This is a genomic window from Falsiroseomonas oleicola (genome assembly GCF_019029495.1).
GTDB classification, from domain to species: domain Bacteria; phylum Pseudomonadota; class Alphaproteobacteria; order Acetobacterales; family Acetobacteraceae; genus Falsiroseomonas; species Falsiroseomonas oleicola.
On sequence record NZ_JAERQM010000015.1, the window covers coordinates 1 to 24,586 of the forward strand.

Consider the following 24,586-nt stretch of genomic DNA (forward strand, 5'->3'; position numbering starts at 1 on the left):
CTCAAGCGCAACTCAAGCGCAACTCAAGCGCAACTCAAGCGCAACTCAAGCGCAACTCAAGCGCAACTCAAGCGCAACTCAAGCGCAACTCAAGCGCGCCTCGGCCGGCGCTGGCGCTTCGATATCCTTGGTGAATACCTGGGATGCGGCAACCTGTTCGAGAGACACCCGCTGACCGGCAGCCTGTGATTCCGCGAGAGTTGGGCAGTTTTGAAGGATATCTAGTAGCTACCAGTTGACTTCCATATAGCTTTCCGAGAACTATCGGGGCGCAACCGGATAGCGAGCAATGGCTGATGCCGATAATCGTGTTCGCGTCGCCAAAGGGCGGCGCCGGGAAAAGTACCTCGGCCGTCGTGCTCGCGAGTGAGCTGGCACTGCGAGGCGCAGAGGTCGTCATCATCGACGCGGACCCGAATCGTCCGGTCAGCAGCTGGGCGGGGCGGCCCGGCTGCCCCCCGACCCTCACCGTTCTGTCAGATGTGGCGGAGAGTTCCATCATCGACGAGATCGAGGCCGCGGCGGCGCGGGTTCCCTTCGTGATCGTCGATCTCGAGGGAACCGCCAGCATGACGGTGGCCTACGCCATCAGCCGGGCGGATTTGGTCATCGTGCCGACGCAGGGCAGCCAGCTCGATGCGGCGGAGGCCGTGAAGGCCATTCGCCTGATCCGCCAGCAGGAACGGGCTTTCGGCCGGCGCATCCCCTACGCCGTGCTCCTCACGCGCACCTCATCCGCCATACGTCCCCGGACCCTCCAGCACATCCGGGATGAGATGGCGCGAAACGAAGTACCGGTCCTCGACACCCAGATGCATGAGCGCGAGGCCTTCCGAGCCATCTTCAGCTTCGGCGGCGCGCTGCAGGGCCTCGGCGCCAGCCAGGTCAGCGGCGTCGAGAGCGCCATCAGGAATGCCCAGGCGATGACAGCGGAAGTGGTCTCACTCCTCAAGCGCACATCCGAGAAGATGGAGGCCCTCACTTGAGCGGCGGGAGGGCGCCTCTCTTCGGGCAGGATGCGGACCTCGATCTGTCCGGCTTCAAGCCCAAGCCGGCCGCCAGGCCAGAGCAGGTGCGCGATGTTGCCGAGCAGGCCGGCTTTCGCAGCCGGGAGGCTGCGTCGCCCTCGACGGTGCCAGAGCCGACGACGCCAGGACCGGCGCCGCGGGAGCCGCGTCGGTATCGTACCGGCCGCAACGTCCAGCTGAACCTCAAGGTCAGGCGCGAGACGGTGGACGCCTTCTACCAGATCGCCGACGCGCAGGGCTGGGTGCTCGGCGAGGCCTTTGAGCGCGCCGTGGCTGCCCTCAGGAAGGAAATCGATAGCGATATCGAAAAGCTATCGAAAGGCTAACTGGTAGCTTTCGGATATCTTCCGGATTGCGCCCATCGCCCGATGCACCGCCCGCGGGCCGACTCGGAAGGGGAGGGGACTCTACTGACGCCGCCATCTGTCCACAGGGCAGGCAGTTTTCCAGGGGACTCTACTGACGCGAAAAGGGGACTCTGCTGACGAAACGCGAGTCGTCCAGGGGACTCTACTGACGAATCTAATAGTTTGAATCTAATAGCTTCCAAATAGCCTGCGTCAGTAGAGTCCACCTTGCACTCGCGGCGTGTTTTCATGGCAAATGCCGAACATGGCGGATGTTCACCAGCTGATCCTGCAACACGGCCTCGAAGCGGCGCGGCTGATGGCTGCGACGAAAGGTGAGCGCCAGGCCATCGATGCGGCCGCGCAGGTGATGGGCGATGAGGAAAGCAGACTTGGCATCACGCATGCCGGCTTCGCCATGACATCGCTGCCACACAAGCGGATCGAGGAAGCCTTCTGGCGGCGCGAGGGGCACCGCACGACATTGCTCGTGGAAGCCGGTCGAGACCGGGACGGGACTGTGATGGGCGTTCCCTACGGATCGATCGCGCGGCTCATCCTTTTGTACCTGCAAACCGAAGCCGTCAGGACCAATTCGCCGGAGGTCGAACTCGGCAGGTCCATGAAGACCTGGATGGGCCGCATGAGCCTCTCCACTGGCGGAAAGACATACCAGCTGGTGGCAGAACAGGCGCGCCGCATCTCGGCCTGCCGCCTGACCTTCTTCACCGATCGCAGCAATGGCGCAGAGGCCAGGCACAACGGCGCCTTTGTACAGGACGCCATCACCCTTTCCGGGGATTTCAGGGACGAGGATCAACCGTCGCTCTGGCAGGACCGAGTCAGGCTCGACCGGCACTTCTGGCATTCGCTGAAGGAACACCCGGTACCGGTCCGTGAGGAAGCGATCAGGGCGATCGGAACGCGCAGCCTGGCGATCGACGTCTACATCTGGCTGGCCTATCGCCTGCACGCACTGGCCAAGCCAACCCCGGTGACCTGGTCGGCCATCCATGGCCAGTTCGGCGCCGGGTTTCGCCTGGTGCGCCAGATCAAGCCGACCTTCAGCGAAGCCCTACAGCTTGCTCTCGCCGTCTACCCGGCCGCGAAGGTGGACATCGACAAGGAAGGCATCGTCCTGCACCCGTCACCCCCGGCCATCCCCAAGATTGAGGCCCGGCGGCTCGGCATCGCGTGACCCAGCAAGCCGCAAAGTGGACTCTACTGACGCCACTCCATGAGAGTGGACTCTACTGACGCTCGATGAGGGCAATCCAGATCATGCCCCGAGGCCCAGTATAGGAGTTGTGCTCCTTGGCGCGCTGAGCCGCCGTGTCAGGCTACCATGGCGGACAGGCTGACGGTGGATGGTCGTCGGATAGATCACCGAATTCGAGGTATTTGCCGAAGGCGTCAAAACGCTTGTGGCGGCCCAGGCGCTTGAGTTGAGCCGGGTGGGCACCTCGGTTCATGCCGGTGGTCAGCGCGCCGCGCTTGAGGCTATGGCCGCCAAAGGGCCGGACCTAACGAAACGCGCAGCCGTGTAGCATAGCGGTACGGAGCGAGAACGCGGCGACGACCCTGCCCTGCAAATCCGGCGGCTTGCTGTCGCATCCGGTATTTTGGCCGCCGTTTCCTGGTGTCGGGAAACGGGTGTTTGTCGACGGGGGCGCTGACCGGAGCGCCGGATGCCTGCCGACGGCCGAAATCCTGCGCGACAAACGCTGTCGGAATGACCTACCATGCGGAAACCCCCGGGATGGGTTTTCCGTGCATGCTGGTCGGCTACATGCGGGTCTCCTCCGACGGCGATCGCCAGGTCCTTGACCTCCAGCGCGACGCGCTGCTCGCGGCCGGTGTCGACGCGCGGCACCTGTTCGATGACCGCGCCAGCGGCAGCCGTGACGACCGCGCCGGCCTTGCCGCCGCGCTCGCCTTTCTGCGGCCTGGCGACTGCCTGGTGGTCTGGAAACTCGACCGCCTTGGTCGGTCGCTGCCGCACCTGCTGACCGTGGTGAACGACCTCAAGGCACGCGGCGTCGCCTTCCGCTCGCTGACCGAGGCGATGGACACGACGACCCCGCAGGGTGAGCTGTTGTTCCACGTCTTCGGCGCGCTGGCGCAGTTCGAGCGCTCCCTGACGCAGGAGAGGGTCAGGGCCGGACTTGCCGCGGCACGGCGGCGCGGCCGGCGTGGCGGCCGGCCCGCTGTGATCGGCGCCGAGACGCTCGCGGCGGTTGTCGCAGCCCTGGAGGGCGGCGCCAGCAAGGCGGCCGTCTGCCGGACCTTCGGCGTCAAGCGCAGCACCTTGATCGACACGCTGGCGCGCATCGGCTGGTCGGCTGGCGCCGCGGAACGGGGAGGACGGGGTGGCGCGTAGACAGCACGGACCGAGGCTCAGATCGCGGCGCCCTACGACCCGCCAACCGAACCGCGTGACCTCGCGCGCCACTGCATGCTGTCGCCGAAGGACCTCGCGTCGGTCACGCGCCGGCGGGGCGACCATAGCCGGCTCGGCTACGCGCTGATGCTCATCTACCTGCGTCACCCCGGTCGTCCGCTCAGCGCCGGGGAGGTGCCACCGGCGCGCTCGTAACCTTCGTCGCCGAGCAGGTCGGTGCGGCGCCGGAAGCGCTCGGCGACTATCTCGCCTCGGAGCAGAACCGGCGCCGCCATGCCGCCGAGCTGCAGGAATGGCTCCGCCTGCGCCCCTTCGGCCCGCGCGCCGCGGCGGACCTCACCGGCTGGCTGCTGCCGCACGCAATCGAGGACGACCGGTTGGTCCACCTGGCGGGGCTGGCGCTCGAGGAATGCCGACGTCGAGGGATCGTGATCCCGCCGCCTGACCGACGGGCTGTCGGCCGAGCAGCGACGCCGGCTGGACGCACTTACGGCGCGCCGGGGGGAGACGAGCGGGAACTGGTTCGCCTGGCTGCGGGGATGCCGGAGGCCATCAGGCCGTCCGCAATGCTCGGCCTAGTCGAGCGCCTCCGGCATGTCCGCGCCATTGGCCTGGACCCGGGGCACGGGCATCGCGTTCACCAGGCGCGCCTCGCCCGGCTCGCCCGAGAGGCGGCGGCACGCCACCCTGGTCGCGGTGGGGCTCGACATCTCGGCGGACCTGACCGACGCGGCGCTTGAGTTGTTCGACCGGCTGGTCGGGGCGATGTTCCGCCCGCGGAGAGAATTCAGCCCATGGAATAGTCTCGCAACTGGCCTTTGCGAACGGTCTGTAATGCGCCACCCACCGTGCAATCAACGAACTCGATTCCACGTCGGCTCAATTCCTCCGAAACCAACTTATATACGAATTGCCCACGTCCCTCCTCGGTCCAGGTCGAGGTCAGGCTTTCCTCCCGCGTCTCCGCAGAGGTATGCTGCGACATATCGTAGAAGTATTTTGCGGTGGTCCCAGCCTGATTGTAGTTGGAATCACAACCAACCAGCACGATGCGTTCGAAGCCAAGCATCACCGCAGCGGGAATAGCCAGGCTGATGACACCGGTGCGGCCATCGTCCAGAAACGTGTCTATATCTGCGTTGAAGCGACCGACCCGGTCGATGAAGCGTTTGAACGGCTTCTCGAACAACCCGTAGTTGACCTCAAACTCCCGATGCAGGCCGATAGATTCGATGAACTCGCGGAAGTAATAGGAGGTCCAGAGTGCGGGCCGGTGCTTGTGCGCGCGGAGTTTCTCCAGATAGCCGTCGGGAAAGCGCGGCTCCGTGGTCGACCAGCCGCCAAACAGCATATGTGAGCCCAGCACCAGATGATCGGGCCGCACCACGTCAAAGCCGTCATGCAGCACGAACCAGTTGAAGGCGAATTTCTCCAGCCCATCCACTGGTGTCAGATCGGTTTGCGCCATGGAGGGCCCATTTCCGAGCATCACACAGGTGCGGCGCCCCGCCGCCATGGAAGCCAGACGTATCGGTAATGCACGTCGATGGGCCTTGGCGTGGTTTCGATAGGCTTCCACCCGGGTGTGGAACATCATGTCCCGATAGGCATCGATCCAGGGCTTCGGGAACTGCATTGCCTTCGAGGTGACCGACTGCATATGGTCCGCAGCTACATAAAGCCTGTTGTTCCAAGGCTTCGGGCCTGCAAAATGAATAATCGAAATTCCATCCGGCTGGCCATTGAGGAACTTGGCCAAGTACTTGACGTTACAATTGTAGTTCAGCGGCAGGTAACGCTTGGGCTTGTCACGCAGATAGATGTTCCAGATCTTCTGATCCGAAAACCGGTCTATGACAGGACAGACTTCGGTGGAGGCATAGGCCACGATTGCCTCCCGAAACGCCGCATAGGCTTCAGGCCCGGTACGATCTCCGGGAATGCTGATGACGCCGCTGTTGAAAACCCATTCACCAGTGAAAGTGGAGCGGGCGACATATTCACGATCGCCGCAATCGTAGCAAATGTTGTAATCTTCACCATCCCAAAGCTCAGAGAGGTCGTCGAGGATCAAGATATCGGAATCCAGCAGAATTACTCGCTTGAATCCGGTAAGGGCCAAACCCTCCATGTTCATGTAGCCAAGCTTGCCGATCCGCTTGTGGTTGTCGGATGTGGCAGGAACCTGGTCGAACCAGTCCATGTTCGGCTCAAGGAAAATCAAGTTCGCATAGAAGCTTCGCAGCCGTGCCTGCACAAAAGCGCTTAGCGTACCGTCATGACAGATGTGGATTGGACTGGTCATGTCGGGATAAACCCGCAACAATGACAGGATAAGACCTTCGATACCCGGCAGGAACTTCGCATTTGCCACAGTAAGGAAGGCGATGTCCGCCCCAGGAGTCTGGCGCGGCCGTGCGGCACGACGCATCGGCGGGATCAGCCGGTCCCCCAGCAGTTCAGCCTCACGGATCGACAGCGGCAGCCCCTTGGCCTGCTTGGCGCGTAGTTCCGGCAGTTGCGTCGCGCGCTCGGACTCGAGCGCGAAGACATCCAGCTCCCCGATGTCGCGTGGTGGTGGCGCCTTCACGGATCCGCCACGCGCCGCAGAGGTCAACTGGCCCTCGAGTATCTCGATGCGGGACTTCAACTCGTCACGCTGTCTGCGAACCTCGTCCCTCTGCTGCCGCGCAACCTCTCGCTGCTGGCGGGCTTCGTCCCGTTGGCGACGGAAGAAATCCGCGCCCTGGTCGGCCTTGGGCTCGGCTGTCGGTACCTTGGCAGGCTCGGCAGGCGGGCCGGCAGCATGCGCTTCACTACGGAGAATCAAGGGCAACGGAGCCGGAGCGTTCGCCGACATTACTGGACTTGTCCCGATCTGGCAGTTGTTACGTGGCGCATAGCCATCTTAGCCGACTGCGCTTAGGCTGTCCCGCAATTCGGCGATGCCGCGCTGGCGCAGGAAGGGCTCCAGCAACGCAGTCGCGATCGCCACGTCTTCCACTGACTGCTTTTCCTGCACCATGCGCGCATAGCCGACGCAGAACTCTGCAACCTCTGGCGCCGATCGTGCTGCCAGGCGCGCGGCTTCCAGCGCCTCGGCTGGCGCGTTCTCCCGACGCAGCAGCGTGGCCCGCAGGTGCTGCCAGCCAGGGTTGGTCCAGTCGGCGTCCGCCTCCACCAGACGCATCGCACGCTTGCGCCCCGACTGACCTCGACCCATGGCAGCATGTACCTCGTGGAAGGCCGCATACTGGCGCGGCTTTCCATGTGCGTATGGCAGCGAGACGACTTCTTCGTCCATCAGCGCCCGCAATGCGTCGGAGCCGCGTTCCAGCAAGACGCCCAGTGCCCGCTTTCGGCGGAGATAGGCGATGCCGTTACTGCGGCAGGGCAGTTCGACGATGGTGCCATAGGCCGGCCGCAGCGTCTCCTCGCGCCGCAGCATGGCCGCAGCGGCCGGATCCCAGGAGCAGAGCGCAGTGACACCCATCTGTTTGGCCGGGAGGCCACTGGCCAAATGATCAACCTGGCCCCAGAAAGGATGCGGCAAGGCGCCGGCCTCTGTGAAGCTCTCAGGCACTGTCAGCGGGTTGACGGCCAGCATCCGGGCCTTGGGCAGGAGCATGTTGGCCAGCAGCGCCACCGTGGCGCCCGCACCTTCGCCGACCAGATGGATGGGCAGTTCCGTCCCCAGCCCGCGCAGCCAGCAGAACAGGCTGTCCAGGCTGTCGACAAAGCCGGGGACACCCTTGCCGAAGGCGCCCTCCGGGTCGGTGAAGCGCGCCACCGAGACGGGAGTGGTGGTGTCGGTGGCGTTCGGTGCATCCGTACCGAACGCAAGGAAGATGCTGCGCGCCCCCGGGCGCACCACGATCTTGTGGTTGCTGCCACTGCCCGTTTCCAGGGTTGTCGGCATTGGCGAATCCTGCGCCGTGGTCACGGTGGATGAGATCAAGGACATGTGCGCGTCCCTTACGACTGATACCAAAACAAGGCTTGCGGCGTGACACGTCGCATCTGGCTGGCGCTTAATCCTGCCGCCTCGACAATGCGTTCCCGGATCTGCTGGCCGAGGCGTGCACGGCATTCGCGGCCGAACTGGCGGCGTACGATGCTGGCGAAGGAGGGCGCCTCCTGGCCAGGCGATATCGCGGTGGCAAGGGGTACACTGACGACACGCCCATGATCATCGACGATGTCGCCGCCGAACAGCAGCGAACCCCCGGGCCGCAGCGCGTGGCTGAACGCTTCCAGCACGGCCGGAACCGCTGCTCCAATGTCCATCAGGCCATCGGCAATGATAATCAGGGCGTAGGAACCTGGCGCCAGTGCCTCCGCCTGGCCCGCAGGCTCGAATTCGTGGAACGGCACTGCATTTGTCGGGGGTGCCGTGCCGGGCGCTATGGTCGGGTGGTAGTTGCTGCCCAGCAACGCATACAGCCGCCGCGCAACGACCGCGCTCGGCATGTGGTGCAGCACGGGGCCGTCAGCCTTCAGCAAATTCAGTCCCGTGAGCATGACCCAAAGGATTCGGTCCGCCACGGTCGAACCGCACACCTCGCACGTCGCGTCGACCGCCACCGGCGCCCCGCAATAGGGGCAGTGGGGTTGTGACGTTGCGCCTCCGGGGGTCGGGGTCATCGCCATCGATCTCTCCTGCGAGAATTAATGATTCTCGATTTGATGCCTGAGCAAGAATTCGGCCAATGCGCGGATCGCGCCGAAACCGCCCTTCTGTTTCAGGATCAATGCGCCGGCGCGCACCGACTGATGCGCATCCGCCGGCACAACGGCCAGCCCCGCTGCATTGAGGCAGGCGGCATCGTTGATATCGTTTCCGAGATAAGCAACCGCATCCCAGGACAATTCTCGTTCTTCCAGCCAGGCGGACAGGGCGCTGAGCTTGTCATCAATTCCCTGCAAGCATGGCACCTGAAGCTTGCGCGCGCGCGCCGCGACAACCGGGTTGCGTTCCTTGGACAAGATCAGCACATGGAACCCGGCGCGGCGCAGCATTTCCACGCCCATGCCATCGGATCTGCTGCAGAACACAGCCTCGCGTCCGTCCTGGTCCACCAGCACGCGATCATCGGTATGGACGCCGTCGAAATCCGTCACCACCACCTGGATGCGCGTCTGCGGCGGCAGCCTCGGGCGATCGAGCACCGCGGCCATGGCATCGCACAACAGCAGGTCGGTCTCTTCGTCGATCTCGATGTGAGGCGCCGCCATCGGCACCGGCACCGCCGGACCGCAGAACCTGTTGCCACTGGCCCGGAATGGCGCAACGCGCATGGCATAGAGCGCGCCATTCTCGCGGAACTGGGGCGGCAGTTCCTGGCGCATGCGGCGGCGCCCCGTATGGTCGTGGTTTACCCCGACGCCAAAGCCGCGATCGTCCAGGCCCCAGAGAAAGCCGTGATCCTCCACGACCGAAAGCGCGCAGGCGGCCTCCCTTTGGTCCACCGCGGTGACCAGCGCATCAATGTCCGCGCCTGTCGTAAAAGGCGAGGTGCATTGCATCAGCACCACCACATCCGGCAGCGCGGGGCCCCTGGCCTCAAGGATTTCAAGCGCGTGCAGGACTGCTGCTTCGGAGGAGGCGCGGTCTCCCGAAATTTCGGCGGGACGCTCCACGAGCACCGCACCGGCAGCCGTCGCCGCGGCACCGATTGCCGGATCATCGGTGGAAACCAAGACCAGATCGACGCAGGCGGCAGCCCGGGCGGCCTGGACGGCACGGACGATCAGGGAGCGTCCGCCAACGAGCCGTAGATTCTTACCAATTATGCCCTTGGACCCACCACGGGCCGGAATGACAACCACAGCGCGCAACGAGGCCACAAGGACGCACTCCAGCCGAAATGCCCGGTCGCAGGACCAGGCATAAGACGCGACGGGCAAACAAAACTTCGGGACCCTGACCCAAGGATGCCCGCGTGGCGGCCACAGGCCCCCTGAAGACAGCGAGGGCTACTGCGCGGCCACCTGGGTGGCGGGTTCCCACTTCAGCTTGCGGCGTGTGGCTTCCTCGATCTCGAGAATTTCCGTCCGCTTGTAGGTCAGCGCCTTGTTGACATTGATCAGGTCGCGCTTGAGACGCCGCATGCCGTCAGGTTCCAGCGAGGCGGCATGGTCGGTACCCTTCCAAGTACGGTCCAGCGTGAAGTGCCGCTCAATGACCGTCGCGCCCAGCGCCATGGCTGCAATGTCGGCGGAAATGCCGAGATGGTGGCCGGAGAAACCAATCTCCCGAACCCGCGAGCCGTACATCTCCCTGAAGCGCGTGATCTCGAGCAGACACAGATCCTCGAACGGCACCGGATAGCCGGAGGTGCACACATACAGGACCACATCCTTGGCGCGACCGCGGTCCTCGTAGAAGCGGACCACGGACTCGACTTCCGCCGCCGTGGTCATGCCGGTCGAGACATGCAGTTCGCCCGGGTAATTGGCGCAGAGCCACTCCTGCAGATCGAAATGCAGATTGGTTGCCGAGGGGATCTTCAGGAATGCAGGCCGGAGCGCCGCCATTTGCTTCGCGGATGTCAGATCCCACACCGAGGTGCCATAGATGACCCCCTCACGCGCACAGACCTCCATCAACTCCGCATGCTGGTCCGGAGTGAATTCCAAGGCCTCGCGATGCGCACCATAAGTGTCGCCATAGGCATTGGACGGCACCGGATGGGGGGCGTGATACTGAGTCGAGCTTAGAAGCTCGACATTATTTCTTTTTTGGAATTTGACCGCATCGACCTGACAAATGCGCCCCGCAACACCAACCATCTCCTTGGCCAGCGCCAGGTCGCCCTTATGGTTGCAGCCAATTTCCGCAATCAACTTTGCCATGTCGGCCTCCTTAATAAGGAAAATCTCTTATTTTGAAATGCGTTGCGGGAGCGCCTTTACTCTCGTCTCTCTGCCAATTTATTGCGCAGGCTTCTGTCCGGCGCAAGCAAAGATTGAGTAAGCATAGTTTCGTTCAGGCGCCACACGCTCAGAGCATCACTTTTCCTGCATGTAGCACAAGACCTGCCATTCCACGATGCAAAGCCTGCCCATCCAAAAGGCAGTTGTGCATCTCCACACTCCGCAACCGCCGATCTTCATCTCGGCCCGCCACAATCGCCGGACGTGTGCTGCCAGGCGCGGCCCGGATGTCCAGATCACGGCACCTCGCATCCCAGCGCAGGTCATTGGCTGCTGTCGGCACGTCGTCCTGCAAGGCGCCTCGGGGGAAGCCTTCAATCCGTCCCGACAAGACCAAGCCGCTGCTGGCAAGGCGCAGGACCCCGAGATCGGGGATCCGCAACGGATCTGGCCCGGATGCCGAAAGCTCCAGCCGCAATGCGCCGCCTGAGGCATTGATCGAGACGGCCGGACGCCGCCGACGCGTCCCGGCCGCTCGCCCCATGCCGCGACCGACGACCTGCCCTTCGATGGTTGCGACATGGGAAGCCCCCAGCGCCTCCGGTCCACCTATGACGACCACACCGGCCCCGAGCGTCAGGCGCCGCAGCGGGCAGACAGCGCGGCGTGTGGCGCGGATCGCATAGACAGCCATGTCCTCCAGAACCACGTCTTCCAGTAGAAGATGTTCCGTTGCCGCTTGGCCAGGGAACATCGAATCATTGATCTCCGCGCCAATGTCGATGCCCTTTCCATGAAAGTCGGACGCTCCGTCATCTTCGGACCGGCGCGGTGGGCGTCCCTGAGCACGAAGCCGGCGGATGGTGAAGTGGCCTGGCCCGCCCAGATTCATCAGAGAGCCACTCCAGGCCCCTTCCGTGGCGAAGTCCTCGATCAAAACTTCGCGGGTCTGCAGGCCCATGACGTTCAACGGCGAACTGACGCCGCCCTGGCCAGCTTCCGTTGGCCCCCGTAGCCGAAATCCACGCACCAGAAGGCGGCGCGCATCATGTACGAACAGCCCCTCGCGAAAGGTCGGGTGCTGAAGCGCCAGGTCGTGCAGCTCTACATCCTGGCAATCCGCCACCAGCAGCGGTCCGCGCCGTCCGTAGGCCCCGCGTATCGGCGCGCGGTTATCCCAGTGACCAGCAAAGCCGGTTAGCACCACGTCGCGCAGCACGCAGTGGCGCGCGCCCCGCACCTCCAGCAGCGCTGCGGCGTGCGGGTCCGGTCCCTGCCGAAGCCCGCGCCTGCCCTGGGAAATGCCGCCATCCAGCGTGACGCCACGCAGCGAGAATTCAACGGCCCCCACCGACTTTAGGATGGGGCGGCTTACGGGAAGCCCGGGGTTTGGCGGCGTTGGTCGCGGCACGCAGAGAAGTCGCGTGCGCCCCGCACCTTCGCCGCGGATGCGCAGGATGGCATGCCGCACCTCCGGGCAATCATGGTCGCGCGCATCGGCCACCTCACCCGGCGGCACAGCAATGACCGTGGTGCCTGCTCCGAGCAGTAGATCGGTACCGCGCATGGCGGCCCCCGCAAGTCCCCGGGCGAAGGCTTCGGAGGCATTGGTACCGTCAGCCTGCCCACCGAATTCCGCAAGGCGCACGCCCTGTAGGCGCTGGGATAGACCGGGAGTGGCAAGGGTACTAGCGAACAGGCCAAGTGCGGCACGGCGTCGGATCATAAGGCATCTCCCACCCAGGTCGCCTATCCGAGCGTGATCCGTTCAAAGGGACAGGCCCCACATCCCAAATAGGGCTGGATTTTGGAAAATACGCTCCAATCAAACCAGCCCGAGAAGAATATTAATCTGGCGGGGCGCGCGAGACAAGGCCGAAATATGAAGGCGGGAATATTCTTGACAACCCACAGTCATGGAAAATTCGCCACATTTCCTCTTTAACTCTCTGAACCCAAGCGGATGGCATGGGGTCGTAAATTTCTTTTTTATCATATAAATTAAAATATTCATCTTGGTATCGGTTGTCAGATTCGCCCTTGCCGCTTCCTCGTTTTTTTCGAGCGGCGTATTCTTCCAAGCTTTTAATCCCATAGTGGCGAAGAATAGCAAGCCCGTGACCGGAAGTAGTCCAGTTTTGATGAGAGATGCCATTTCGGAAATTTTCTGGATTAATCGGCTGACCATCAGAATAAATCGAGTTGACTTTGGATAAGTCAAAATGATGAGGGAAGTGAGGACCAAACCCCCTTAGATTAGAGTCGTGCAACGAGAGTGTCTTTAAGGTTTTGCTTCCGCGATGCGAATCGCTACACCGCCAATGATAATTTTCCATCACAAGGCCCGCCGGCCTCACCTTATGTCCGTCCGAACCATAGAATCGCCAATTGAAAGATATGCTATGCGCATCTGGGAATCTAGAAACGTAACTTGAGATGTCAATGTCTTCCGTAAGGTATAAAAATTCATCAGCATCTACAGGATAGACATAAAAAATAGAAGCGCGTGATCGTGCCGCAGCCAAACATAGGCGATATCCGGATTTTTGCGGATTTCCCAAGGGAGGCACTTCGTTCAAAAAATACTCAATCATACCTCCATCCGCAAGGCACTGAAAGACTTCCAAACTTCGATCGGTATTGTTGTTGGTCGCAATAAAAATTTTTGAAAAACCAAGTAATTTATAATGCGCCACAAATTCCAAAACATAAGGCCCTTCGTTTCTCATTATCGAAACGAGAAAAATCGGATCTTGGGGCATTGTGCGTAAATTCCCTGAAATCGCACGAAAATAGCGAGCGATCAGCCTTTCCGAAGGCAAAGAAGCGCTCGAGATTTGTCAAAATCCAAGATCCAGCGGGGAAATTGCATATCATCGGCGCCTTCGGCCCTGATGCGCTCAAGGGCTGGAAGGGCGGAAGTCGTGTTGGACAGATCAATACCCTTCTCTCTTAGATCCAAATCCCACCACCGAACCGAAAGAAGCCTTGAAACGATATCGGTAGAAAATCGTGATTTAATACGTCGAGCCGGAACACCTCCAACTATATCATACGGCGCAACATCGCGAGTTACCACTGATCCAGCAGCGACGACCGCGCCATGTCCAACCGTTACTCCGCGACGAATGAACACCCCGTTGCCGATCCAGACGTCGTGGCCAATCGTGACTTTTCCACTGCGCCAGGGGGTGCGTCTTCTGGACTGCACCGCGCTAAACCAAGGATCACCGCGAAAGACATTCCCGGATCCCCAGGCAATAGGATGTGTAGAGACGCCATCGAGGGGGTGGTCGACGGAGCCGATTATCACACGCCGGGCGATTGAACAGAACCTGCCTATGGTGGTTTCACGAAACTCACAGCCTATCCCCGAAAAGGAATAAGCGCCTATTTCGAAGACTCCGTAGATACGTGCGGGCGCAATACTGCATGGCGTTTCGATAACCGCTGATGCCGGTATGTTCTTACTATCGAAGCCAATGCCGCGGGCTTGAAGTGCTTTACGCACTTCCGGCTCGCTGACTGTGGAAAGGGAGATATCATCGTTCTGCGTAAGCATGGTTATCTTACTGCGTCGACCCAAATGCTTTCATTCGGCCGGGTCTTGTCAAAATAAGCCTTGTTCCTCATGAGGGGGAGGATAGATTGGCCATAAGAAGATCTGAGTACCAAACGAAATCCGGAAGACACTAACATCCGGCGCAGCTTTTGTTCTGTCCAATAATTTATATGCTGGTTGGGTTTTTTTCTGCTAAAGTCTGCGTTTGCCAGGATCGAGTCCGCAGCCGCCTCTGGTGGGCGGCTTGCATGTTCGGCAATAATCGCTTCTTCAAGCGGCAATCCGCGCCACTCCTTTAGCGCACCGTAACAGGAAGCAATTCTTTCAAAGTAAAGCTGATGGACCGGCTTGCCTTTGCTGAACCCTGAATTGGTATTTATCATCAAGACGTCTCGCTTGAGGCGCCCCGTCGATCGCTGATCGTAATAGCGCGCGTCGTTAATTTTCCATGCGGCATAGGCTGTGTAAAAATCAGGTGTTGAAATGCGAAATACGCCGCCGGGGCGGATAATTCTGGCCATTTCAGAGAAGATGTGCATGACCATCTCATCGGTGAGATGCTCAATGGTGTGGCTCGTAAATGCGCCATACAAAAAATTAGATTCAACCGGCCAAGATTCAAGAACAGACAAGTCTATATTGTAATCGGGTGGGGTATATTGATCGTATGGCGGTTGAACAAAATCGTGGTTGCGCCAGCAGGGGTGGGACCAATCTCCTGCGCCGATATTGAGAAAGGGTCGCAGGTCTGTCGCCTTGTCGCCCAACAGGGCGGTGTAGTCTGCGGTGTCATCTACGCGATCAGTCATAAGGCGATCGTCTAAATTGGCAAGCGAAAAAAGTGATGCGGTGTCGTCAAGCGCGCTCCAATCGAACCCAGCCTGTTCTACCGCAGGTGGTGCCAAAAGAGATCTCTTTTCGCTTTCCATGATAACCACCTTCAAATCCAGGGATTAAAGCGTTACGTGTTGCTTGCGCGGCACTATTTTTATGTTTAATCCAGATGGTGTCAACCTCGGATACTTACATATCCTCTGGTTGCTCTTCGATGGCGGGCATCGATGGGCGTTTACCGCTCACGATTGCCTCCTTTAGCGCCACGGCCCGGGCGAGGCGAGGGCGTATTGAAATTGCCAGATCCAGATGTCCCATCGCTCGGTCCCGATCACCGGCCCGTGCTCGCAGCATGCCCAGCGCACACAGGGCTGCGTAGTGCTTCGGTCGAATTTTCAAGCAACGTTCGAAAGCGTCAGTTGCTTCTTCTTCCCGCCCCAGCCGCATCAGAAGCTCGGCGTGGGAAGTTTGCAGGGTGATTGAATGTGGTGCCAGAGCGGCGGCGCGGCTGGCGGAGATCTCGGCGGTGGCCAGATCGCTGCGACGCTTGGCAAGCACAGCCAGTACATCATGCGGCACAGCCCAGCCTGGCTCGATCCTGCGTAACCGCTCCGCCCACTCCTGGGGTTCCAAGTCCTTCTCATCCAAAAATAGAGCCCGGGTCAGCCGGTCGATGATCGATTTGATGCGCGGCACCTCGCATCGATGATCCAGCGGAGCACTGATCTTGAAAGGGCGCCCTGTCGCCAAACCTGTAAGGGCCGCAGCAAGATCGCCGTTCCCGGCAATCAAGGTCGAAGCCAGATGGTCGCGGCCCGCGACCGGGTACTGGCCATCTTCTGGCATCGTCACCACGCGGGTTGCGTTCCAGACATCGACGATGTCGTCCGACCCGAACAGAATATGGGTGGCCGGTCGGTGCCGGTTCTTGATCCGGAGCAGCGGTGCCAGGTCGAAATACGGACGATCGGAAAAGTCCTCCGACGGCGTGTGCGGCAGGCGGCGGTCTATGATGGTTTGTGGCGACATCGCGAACACGGAATCGACGCGCAGCAGGTGCCCGAACAACAGGGCCGCATAGCCGCCCATGGAGGATCCCATGGTCACGCGGCGCAGCGGTCGCAGCCTCGCCAGCACGCGGCTGAGATGCTCGACCAACGCCTCAGGGGAGTCGACGCCCTTGCCAACGCCACGCTGGAACCAGCAGTCGAACGGATCCCTTACATAAACCCGGGAAAACGGCAGCTTCTCGAGATTCTTGTAAAATGAGAAGCCATTCGAATTGACCGATGTGAATGCAATGATAACTGGCGCCCCAGGACTGAATTCTCGGACCTCCAGAGCATCTGGAATATTGAATTCACTCATGTCGCAGCAAGCGCCGGAGGGGCGCTGTCAGCCGGTCCTGCGTGTCTCAGCATCGAGCGTTCACCATCCTCGGGATCTTGGTGCTGGAGCTAGTCCCTTTGTACTCGCGGTTAGCCCACTCTTCCACGAACAGGGTTATCCGTGCGACTGATGTAAAGCAATGGCATCCTCTCTTCGCGCATCCCGCCCCGCAGAATCTTACGCCAAAGAACTCAGGGCCCTTCGCAACGCCGGACGACCTCTAGCATTGCGGGAACTGCTTGAGGAGGCACTAGCAGCGCATCCATCTCGCAAAGATTTCAATGCTTTGCGAGCCAATCTCCCGGCGCTGGAGAATCGTCCCGCCGACGCCGCGTCCGAGTGGTTGGAGCGTGGCCCCCGCTTGGCCCTTGTGCATTGGCGGTTCCATGCGGCCCGGCATCTGGCCTGCGCCGGGGACCCAGACTGGGGTCGTACCGAGCCACTCGCTGATGTGTTGGATACGCTGTTCCTGCGCGATGCCTTGCCGATGCTGGACTCACCACAGCAGGCGCCGCTGGCGAACGCCATCGCCTCCCGCTTGGTGCAGGAGGCTCCGGGCCTCGGGCCGGAGGCGGCGCTCGCTTTCCTGCGCGGGGCCGAGCGCTTCCTGCGACTGGCCCCCAGCGGTCTTGGCGACCACCCCGAGACGGTGGCGAATCTGACTGCTGCGACCCGCAGCCTCGCCGCCCGAATGGACATTCGGGACAGCCTTGCCGGTGCGCCGGAGGGGCTGGGCCTGTTGCTCGCCAGCACCTGGCCGGACCGCACTGCGGCGGCCTTCGGCAGCGACTTGCCCGCCGCCATCCTCGCCGCCTTCAACGGCCCTGTCGCGGCCCGGTTACTCGGGCCGACGCGGATTTTCGGCCTGATCCGGGATCTCGCCGAATTGGGCCTGCCGTTGCCTGCCACTGCCGCGGTGCCGCCGGCCCTGCTGTCCCTGCTGGCGAAGGATCCACTGCCCATCCTCGGCCGCCTGCATGCCGCGGGCGGCGTCGCGGCGTTGGTCATGCTGGTGCCGAAGCTGCCGGCCGATGCCGCCATCCTGCCGCTGCTCGGCCGCATCGCCGAGACCACGGATGTGCCCGCCTTGGCCGATGCCTGCCTGACAGCGCTGGAACCACGCCTCGGCGCCTATCTGGGGCTGCTCCTGCGGCTTCGGGCTGAGGGCCGGCTGGGGGGCGATGCGGCCTTCAGGCCTGGGTTGCTCGGCCTGCTGCGGCGCGCCGGTGCGCCAAGCCTGGCCAACCCCACAGCCGCGCCACCGCCGGCGCCGCCCGTTTCCCCCTGGCCTCGCCGCGCCGCGGCCGAGGCGGCAGGCAACGGCGACCTGGCCGGCGCCACCGAACTGGGCGAGGCGCTGGCCGACACGCTGGACCATCAGGGGTTGCGTGACCTGACGGCGCGGATGGTCGCCGCCGCGCCACATGACCCGCGCACCGGGGTCGCCACCGCCCGCCTGCTGCGCCGTGCCTGGATGTGGGAGGAATGGTTCGCCGCCTGCCATCGGCTGGAGGAGGTTGCGCCGCGTTCCGCCCCGGCTGCCGTCGAATGCGTCTTCGGTGCCATCGATGAACGTGACTTCGGCCGCGCCTGGGATGCGGTGCGCCGCGCCCGGAGGCTCGGCGCCAGCACCGCCGCGCTGCGCGCGGAGGCCAGGGTGCTGCATGCGGAGGGCCGGGTGGATGAGGTGCTGGCCGCGTGGGAGGCGGTCTGCGCGCAGCCCGATGCTGGTGCCTCCGACCGGCATGACCGCATCATCTGGCTGTTCGGCGCCGGCCAGGACGTGGCGGCGGAGGCCGCCGCGGCGCAGGCCCATGCGCGCCATCCGGCGGAACCGCGCTTCGCCATCAAGCTGGCCCAGGCCGCGGAACGCCGGCGCGACTACGCGGCCGCGGCCCTCGCATGGGGTGCCATCGCCGCCCGCCCGGATGCGCCGGCGGATGCGTTGCCGGGCCTGCTACGCTGCTTGTGGATGCAGGATGATCGATCCGGGCTGGCCGCGGCGATCGAGGCCTATCGCCGCCCTGGTACCCCACATGACCTGCTGTTCGGCCTGCTCGATGCCTGGTTGCGCGGCGAGGCGGCAGGCCAGATGGCCCTGGCCGAGGCGGTGGCCGCGCTGCACCGGACGACGCGCGCGCAGCTTGCAGAGGCACGCGCCACCTGGCGGGCCGATCCCGGCCTGATGCTGCTGTCCGGCCAGCCTGTCCCGCACCCCTCTCCCGAACACGCCGCCGCCCTGCAGGGCGCCGAGGCGGTTCTGCAGAAGATGGAGGCCGGCCAGACCGTCATTGTCGGAAATTCACCGGAACTGATTGGCCGAAACGACGGGGCGCGGATCGACGCGGCGGGCAGTGTGGTGCGGCTGAACGATGCGCGGATCGGGGGGTTCGAGACCGATACCGGGGGTCGCACCACCTTGTGGTTCTCTTCCGCCAACCGGCTGGGTGAGCCGGATCCCGGGCTGCGGCCGGAGCATGCCTGGCTGTACCAGCCTGAGGCGCAGCACCTGCCGCCGATGGCGCTGTTCTGTGCCGGCCGGCTCGGCGTGCCAGCGCCATCCGGCAGCACCTTCCTGCCGCCGGATATGCACCGCTTCAGCAATGACTTGGTTTACCCAAAGCCAACCACGGGCTTTCGCATGGTCACGACGCTCGCCTTTGCGCTGGAGAGCCCTGTGGCCGTAGCCGGCTTCGATTTCTTTGTGCGCCATGGCGGTCATTACTTCAGCACCGGCCGGCCGCTACAGGTGGGCGAGGTGCATGCGGTCGATTTCGAGCGGCGGCTGGTCGATGAGATCCTGGTTCCCGCCGGGCGTGTGCACCGATGGTAGCTGCGCCACTGCCCTGGGCCGTTCTGGCGCGGGACGCCACAGTGGCGGTCGACGCGACCGAGGCGCTGCTGCCGCCCGATGTGCCCGCACTCCTGCATCTGGGGGAGGCTGCGGCGGCCGAGCCGGTCGCCGGGCTGATCCTGTTCGATGACCGCAGCGCCATCGCGCGCGCGCGCATCGCCGAGGCGCGTGCCGCCGATCTGCCCGTGGTGCTGGCGCAGGCCACGGCCGGGTTGCCGCGCAACGTCTTCGGCCTGGCGTCGCTGGACACAACCCAGGCGCCGGCCTGGGGCGCCAGCGCGCCTGACCTGCTGGTTCTGGCAAGTCCGGCGGATGCCGCAGCCGTGGCACGCCAGGCCGGCCCGGCAGCACCGCGACGGGTGGCGATCGGCCAGCCCGGCGTGGGGTCCTGGGCCTGGTCGCGGTTGCGCCGGCCGGCTCGGCCTGGCCAAGTGGTGCTCGATCCCGGTCTGCAGGCCCCCGAACTGCGGACTGCTGGCCTGAACCTCCCGCTCAAGGGTCGTGAGCCGCCGATCCTGGTGACGGCCCGCCCGGCCGATGCGGCCGAGGCGCTGCGGATGGGGTGGAAGACGCTGCTGCTCGCGCCCGGGTACCGGGACGACGACATATCGCAGGGCCTGGCCATCGCTGACGGGCCGGTCCGGGCCGCGGCGTTGCTCCCCCGCTTGGCGGCAGACCGTGATTCGCCCACGGGATGCCCGGCGCGGCTACTGCCGCTTGCCGGGGGCGAACCACTGGCGCGACTGCTGGCCCAGCTGGTCCTGGCGGGGGTCGACGCGGTGGGCCAGCCTTGTGGCATGCCAACCGCCGCGCCAGCCCGCACGGCGCTGCGGCTGGATGGCCTCGCGATGCCGCGCGGCGGCCTCGTCATCGTCTCGCATGACTGGTCCGAGCGCACCGGCCTGGCCCGCCCGGCGCTCCGCATGGCGGAGGTGCTGCGCGCCGCCGGTATCCCCGTACGTTGTCTGCCAATCGGCCCGGAGGCGGATCCCCGGCCGGTCCTGCGCGCCATCCCGCCGGAGGCCGCGGTGCTATTCAACTCGGCCGGCATGTTTGAGCGTGGCGAGGCGGCGCTGCGGGTCTACGACGCCATCGCGCCGGCGCGGCGCGCCATCTACCTGCATGAGACCGCGTGGACGCTGGAGCGCTTCCGGCAGACGGCGCCGGATCTATGGCAGGGTTTCGCCCGGCGCCTGCCCACGGCGCTGCTGCTGTGCGTCTCCGCCGCCCAGGCCCGGCTGCTGGCCGGGCAATATGGTGCCACGCGCTGCGTCGTGGTCGGCAATGCGACGGAAGTGCCGCGCGCGGCCGAGACGCTGCTGCCGGCCCCGGCCGGTGCGCACACGGCTATCGCAATGCTCGGCACCGTGCAGGTGCGCAAGGGCCCTGCCCTGTTCGGCGCTGTGGCGGAACGTGCGGCCAGGTTGGCGTTGCCCTGGGATTTCAGTTGGATCGGCCATGACGTGCAGGAACCGGGCATGCCACCGCCCAGCCCGGCCGTGCGCTGGGCCGGGCGGCTCGAGGGGGCGGCGTTGGCGGCGGAGCTGGCGGCGATGGACCTGCTGTTGCTGTCCTCGGCCGATGATCCGATGCCGCTATCGGTGATCGAGGCGCTGGCGCTCGGCAAGCGGGTGGTCGCCTATGCCGAGACTGGCGCGGCCGAGGCGGTGGCCGGCCTGCCGGGCTGCGCCGTCTTTGCCGACTACACCCCCGAGGCCGCGCTGGCAGCACTGCAGGCGGCACTGGCCCGACCGGCCGATCCTGCGGTGATCGCCGCGCGGGGGCAGGATCTCGCCTCCCCGGTCGGCCTGGCGCAGCGGATCCTGGCCGCACTGATGGCTGGCGCCACGGGCCGGCCGGTCCCCGCCGCCGCATGATCGAGCCCTTGCGCGGTGCGGCGGCATGGTCGGAGGCGGCACGCCTCGGGCGGCCGGTCGTGGTGGTGGGCAACGGCCCCTCGGCCGCCGACCTGCCGGCAGGCGCGGTGCCAGAGGAGGCTGTGATCGTCCGCACCAATGCCTTCTTCTTCGAGGATACGCGGCGCTACGGCCGCCGGGTCGATGGCATCTTCTGGGCGGTGGCGCGGCGCTGGCTGCAATTGGGCTTCCAGGCGGCGATCGCCGAGCAGGTCTATGAGTTCGGCACATTCTTCACTCCGGTCGACGTGGCGCGCGAAACCCTGCCGCCGTTCCGGACGGAGGCCGCGGAGCTGACGCGCCAGCTGCAACCGCGCATGTCGCATTTCGACCTGCTGCGCGCCGAGCCGATCATCGCCGGCTTCCTGGCCGCGCCGCGAGAGCGGGTGCGGCCCATGCTGCCGACCCAGGGGCTGCAGGCGGTGGCGACGATGCTGGCCTTCGGCTTCCGGGACATCCGCATCGCCGGCATGGACCTGTACCAGGCCGACCAGCGCTATGTGCATGCCGTGCCCGACTTCATCCGCGACATGACCGCGCCCGTTCATCTCTCGGGCGGCTACGAGGCGGCACAACATGGGCTGGAGACCGACCTTGGCTTTCTGACGGCGTTGCGGGTGGCCTTCCCGTTGGCGCGGATCAGCTGCCTCAGCCCAAGATCCTACATGGCGAAGTTGCTGCCGCTGGCGTCGCCATCCGCCCGGCCTGGGGCCTCGGCGGGTCCGGCCCCGGCCAGCTTCGAATCACGCCTCCGGATGCTGTGCGGGGCGCCTTTTGGGCAGATGCCGGCCGCTGAACCCCAGGCTGGATCCGCTGAGCCTGGCTTGGCCGGTGGCGTAGCCCAGCTCGACGTGCGCCGGGCGTTGCTCTGGGCCTGGCGGCCGGAACAGCCGACGGCCTGGCGCAGCATCCTGATCGAAGGCGCGGCAGGGCTGCGGGAGCGGTTGCGGCCGGACCAGAAGGTGCATGAGCTGGAACTCGCCTGCCTCGGCGATGGCCGGCATGGGCGGATCCTCGACCTGGCCTGGCTGGCCGAACGGGTTGGCCCGCCGCCCTGGCGGTTTACCGACGTGGCCAGCGGCCTGCCGCTGCATGGCAGCCCGCTCGACCCGCGCGAGGCGCTGCGCTGGCCGCGGCCCGACCCGCGTGAGATCAGGCTCGTCACCGATCCTGCGGCAGCGGCACCGGGTGGCGTATCAGGCGGGGCATCGGGCGACATACTGGCGGTGCCGGATGGCGAGGGGCGGCTCCGCTGCGACACCGAGGATGGCCCGACATGCCTGCTGCGCCCAGCGCTACCTGGCCTGGCCGGACAAGTGGCGGCGCTGCAGCATGCTTTTCCAAATGTGCCGGTGCGCTGGCAGCCTGCCCCCGGCACGCTGCATCCGGCCGCCCTTGCTGCGCTGGTTCAGGCGACAGGTCCGCGGCTGGGCGACTTGCTGGCAATGGCGGCGGAGGGGATGTTGGTTGGACTGCCGGCAACGGCGCAGGATCAGATCAAGGCCGCCCTCATGCTGCAGTCCACCCTTTTCATCCTTGGCGAGGGCCATGTCCGGGATGGCTTTGGCGGCCTGCTCGACCAGGTGTCAGCGGCCCAGCGATTGCCGCTTTCGGTCGCGACGGGGCTGCTCAGCGTGCTGGGAGAGACGCCAGGCGGCGGGGCGCTGCTGATCGGGCTACCCGACTTGCTGCAGGGCGGGGAGATGCTGATGCCGCGGCTGCTCGCCATGGCCCGGGGCGGCGAGAAGCATGTCTTCGTGGCGGTGCCCGGCTGGCCGTCTGGCGGCGCACGGGCGCGCGACCTGCTGCATCGGCTGGGTGCCGCCGGCGGCACCGCGATCGCCACCGATCTGGGTGTTGCCGATGCGCTGCGGGTGGCCCTGCCGGGGCTGCCGCTGCGGGTTGCCGAGGCACCGCCGGCGGCCTGGCACGCCCTCTGCCTGCGGCCTGCACACGCCGATGCGCGGCGCACCATCGGCCTGCTGGTCGCAGAGGCGGACCGCGCCACGCTCGACCTGGTGGCCGATGCGGTCTGGGCATTGCCGGCCGGGGATCGCCAGCGGCTCGACCTGCTGGTGCTCCCCCTGGGTGGCCAGGCAGGGCCTGCCGAGGCGGAGGCGGCCGGCATTGCCTCCGCCGAGACGGTGCCGGTGGCGAACCCCTCGGCGGAGGTTATGGCGGCCCTTGAGGTCTGCATCCTGATGGGCTCCGCATCCGGCTTCCCGCCAGCGCTGTCGCATGCTTCGGCGTTGGGCCTGCCGCTGCTGCTGGCCCAGCCGGCCGGCTTCGCGTCCCAGGGGACAGCGCCGCCAGTGCTGGGACTGGACGCGGCGTTGGCCGCGGCGCTGGCCGGCGGTGGCGAAGCGGGCGTGCTGCGGGCGCCGGCTGCCGAAGGCAGCACGGCCGCGCTGCTCGCCGCGATGGCGGACGTGCCGCGGCAGGCGGCTGCGGCCTTCCTTGCCGGGCAGGCCAGCCTGGCGGTCGGTAACCAGCCGGAGGAGGACGCAACGGATCTCGAAATCCGCGCCTATTTCGGCACCTCGGGTGAGGGCAGCACCGTTACGCTTCACCTGTTCAACCGCAGCCCCCACACTTGGCTCCGGGCTGGTCGGTCCGGGTGTGGCGCAACCCATCTCGACATGGCCTTCCACAGCGGTGACCCGGGCGCCGCCTTGGTGCGCCATACACTGCCGCTATTGGCGGACCTGCCGCCGGGCGGCGATTGGACGGCTGCCTTTCCCATGCCCAAAGGGCTGGCGGGACGTTCCTGCACTTTCACCCTGAGCCTGCTCCGCGGCGCGATGAGGCGAAGGCGATTGTTCGGCCCGGTGCAGATCAGAAGGGTTCCATGAGCGAAACGGTATTGCCGACAGCCGTCATCGAAAAGCGCTGGCTGCAGCGGGTTACGCTCAGCATCGCGCCCGCGCCACTGCCGCGCGGTGCCGTGCTGATGGTGGGGGGCACGCCGCAGCCCTGGACCCCGGCCGGACCTAGCGGAGCCATGTTCTCCTTGCCTGAGGAGCTGATCGCCAAGGGTGACACCACGGCAGAGTTCGTCGGCACCGACGGCGCGAAGCTGTCCGCACCCTGCCCATTGCCGATCGGTTTCTGGATCTCCTTCGGCACGCTGGTCGGCTTCATCGACCACGTCGAACGCCTGCAGGACCAGGTGACGGTGCGGGGCTGGGCCGTGGATTGGCGGAAGCCGCGGCAGCGCGTGCAGATCGGCCTCGAGACCGAAGGCCGGATCGTCGCGCTGGCGCGCGCCGACATCTACCGCGCCGACCTCAAGCAGCTCGGCGTCGGCGACGGTCACCAGGGCTTTGCCTTCTGCATTCTCGGCAACGCCCTGCACCGCGATGAGGAAATCGTGGTCCGG

19 protein-coding genes and 1 pseudogene are annotated in these 24,586 nt (G+C 64.8%); 9 read left to right on the plus strand and 11 right to left on the minus strand.

Features of this window, described 5'->3' with window-relative positions; translation table 11 throughout:
* The 6 genes and pseudogenes from JJQ90_RS26400 to JJQ90_RS27190 form a co-directional block, all read left to right on the plus strand.
* On the plus strand, positions 1-189 hold a 189-nt coding region (locus JJQ90_RS26400), incomplete at its 5' end, for a hypothetical protein (RefSeq protein ID WP_216879257.1).
* A 107-nt stretch (positions 190-296) separates the two neighbouring features.
* A complete protein-coding gene (locus JJQ90_RS26405) occupies positions 297-986 on the plus strand; it encodes a ParA family protein (RefSeq protein ID WP_216879258.1) in 690 nt (229 codons plus the stop codon).
* Positions 983-1,354, plus strand: coding sequence for a hypothetical protein (locus JJQ90_RS26410; protein WP_216879259.1), 372 nt, complete (start codon positions 983-985; stop codon positions 1,352-1,354). Before JJQ90_RS26405 ends, JJQ90_RS26410 begins: the two co-directional genes overlap by 4 nt.
* Before the next feature lie 286 nt (positions 1,355-1,640).
* Positions 1,641-2,573 carry a replication protein RepA gene (locus tag JJQ90_RS26415; RefSeq protein ID WP_216879260.1) on the plus strand — a complete coding sequence of 311 codons (933 nt, stop codon included), beginning with the start codon at positions 1,641-1,643 and terminating at the stop codon, positions 2,571-2,573.
* A gap of 576 nt (positions 2,574-3,149) precedes the next feature.
* Positions 3,150-3,755 carry a recombinase family protein gene (locus JJQ90_RS26420; protein WP_216879261.1) on the plus strand — a complete coding sequence of 202 codons (606 nt, stop codon included), beginning with the start codon at positions 3,150-3,152 and terminating at the stop codon, positions 3,753-3,755.
* A 21-nt stretch (positions 3,756-3,776) separates the two neighbouring features.
* Positions 3,777-4,159, plus strand: a pseudogene (locus JJQ90_RS27190) (DUF4158 domain-containing protein); the annotation flags it as partial.
* Between the two features lie 192 nt (positions 4,160-4,351).
* Here the strand turns inward: JJQ90_RS27190 and JJQ90_RS27410 are convergent.
* From JJQ90_RS27410 to JJQ90_RS26480, 11 genes are all read right to left on the minus strand, one after another.
* Entirely contained in the window at positions 4,352-4,486 is a 135-nt protein-coding gene (locus JJQ90_RS27410) for a hypothetical protein (protein ID WP_268958728.1), read from the minus strand.
* Between the two features lie 77 nt (positions 4,487-4,563).
* Positions 4,564-6,636: a glycosyltransferase gene (locus JJQ90_RS26435; protein ID WP_216879262.1), complete on the minus strand. Its 2,073-nt coding sequence runs from the start codon at positions 6,634-6,636 to the stop codon at positions 4,564-4,566.
* Positions 6,637-6,684: 48 nt separating this feature from the next.
* Positions 6,685-7,695 (minus strand): hypothetical protein, encoded by a 1,011-nt coding sequence (locus tag JJQ90_RS26440; RefSeq protein ID WP_216879263.1) that lies wholly within the window; start codon positions 7,693-7,695, stop codon positions 6,685-6,687.
* Positions 7,696-7,751: 56 nt separating this feature from the next.
* Entirely contained in the window at positions 7,752-8,426 is a 675-nt protein-coding gene (locus tag JJQ90_RS26445) for a class I SAM-dependent methyltransferase (protein ID WP_216879264.1), read from the minus strand.
* A gap of 18 nt (positions 8,427-8,444) precedes the next feature.
* Positions 8,445-9,623, minus strand: coding sequence for a cytidylyltransferase domain-containing protein (locus JJQ90_RS26450; protein ID WP_216879265.1), 1,179 nt, complete (start codon positions 9,621-9,623; stop codon positions 8,445-8,447).
* A gap of 129 nt (positions 9,624-9,752) precedes the next feature.
* A complete protein-coding gene (locus JJQ90_RS26455; protein WP_216879266.1) occupies positions 9,753-10,631 on the minus strand; it encodes an N-acetylneuraminate synthase family protein in 879 nt (292 codons plus the stop codon).
* Between the two features lie 148 nt (positions 10,632-10,779).
* Positions 10,780-12,378, minus strand: coding sequence for a hypothetical protein (locus JJQ90_RS26460; RefSeq protein ID WP_216879267.1), 1,599 nt, complete (start codon positions 12,376-12,378; stop codon positions 10,780-10,782).
* Positions 12,379-12,499: 121 nt separating this feature from the next.
* Positions 12,500-13,414: a glycosyltransferase family 2 protein gene (locus JJQ90_RS26465; RefSeq protein ID WP_216879268.1), complete on the minus strand. Its 915-nt coding sequence runs from the start codon at positions 13,412-13,414 to the stop codon at positions 12,500-12,502.
* 41 nt (positions 13,415-13,455) lie between these two features.
* Positions 13,456-14,214 (minus strand): CatB-related O-acetyltransferase, encoded by a 759-nt coding sequence (locus JJQ90_RS26470; RefSeq protein WP_216879269.1) that lies wholly within the window; start codon positions 14,212-14,214, stop codon positions 13,456-13,458.
* A gap of 2 nt (positions 14,215-14,216) precedes the next feature.
* A complete protein-coding gene (locus JJQ90_RS26475; RefSeq protein WP_216879270.1) occupies positions 14,217-15,143 on the minus strand; it encodes a class I SAM-dependent methyltransferase in 927 nt (308 codons plus the stop codon).
* A 94-nt stretch (positions 15,144-15,237) separates the two neighbouring features.
* Positions 15,238-16,416 (minus strand): tetratricopeptide repeat protein, encoded by a 1,179-nt coding sequence (locus JJQ90_RS26480; RefSeq protein WP_216879271.1) that lies wholly within the window; start codon positions 16,414-16,416, stop codon positions 15,238-15,240.
* A gap of 475 nt (positions 16,417-16,891) precedes the next feature.
* Between JJQ90_RS26480 and JJQ90_RS26485 the strand changes: the two genes are divergently transcribed.
* Genes JJQ90_RS26485 through JJQ90_RS26495 form a run of 3 tightly spaced genes read left to right on the plus strand, consistent with a single transcriptional unit; the run spans position 16,892 to position 24,059 of the window.
* Complete coding sequence (locus tag JJQ90_RS26485) at positions 16,892-19,270, plus strand: glycosyltransferase family 29 protein (RefSeq protein ID WP_216879272.1); 2,379 nt, start codon at positions 16,892-16,894, stop codon at positions 19,268-19,270.
* Positions 19,264-21,168 carry a glycosyltransferase gene (locus tag JJQ90_RS26490; protein WP_216879273.1) on the plus strand — a complete coding sequence of 635 codons (1,905 nt, stop codon included), beginning with the start codon at positions 19,264-19,266 and terminating at the stop codon, positions 21,166-21,168. The genes JJQ90_RS26485 and JJQ90_RS26490 overlap by 7 nt, the downstream gene beginning before the upstream one ends.
* On the plus strand, positions 21,165-24,059 hold the full coding sequence (locus JJQ90_RS26495; protein WP_216879274.1) for a hypothetical protein: 2,895 nt from the start codon (positions 21,165-21,167) through the stop codon (positions 24,057-24,059). Before JJQ90_RS26490 ends, JJQ90_RS26495 begins: the two co-directional genes overlap by 4 nt.
* Positions 24,060-24,586 lie beyond the last annotated feature (527 nt).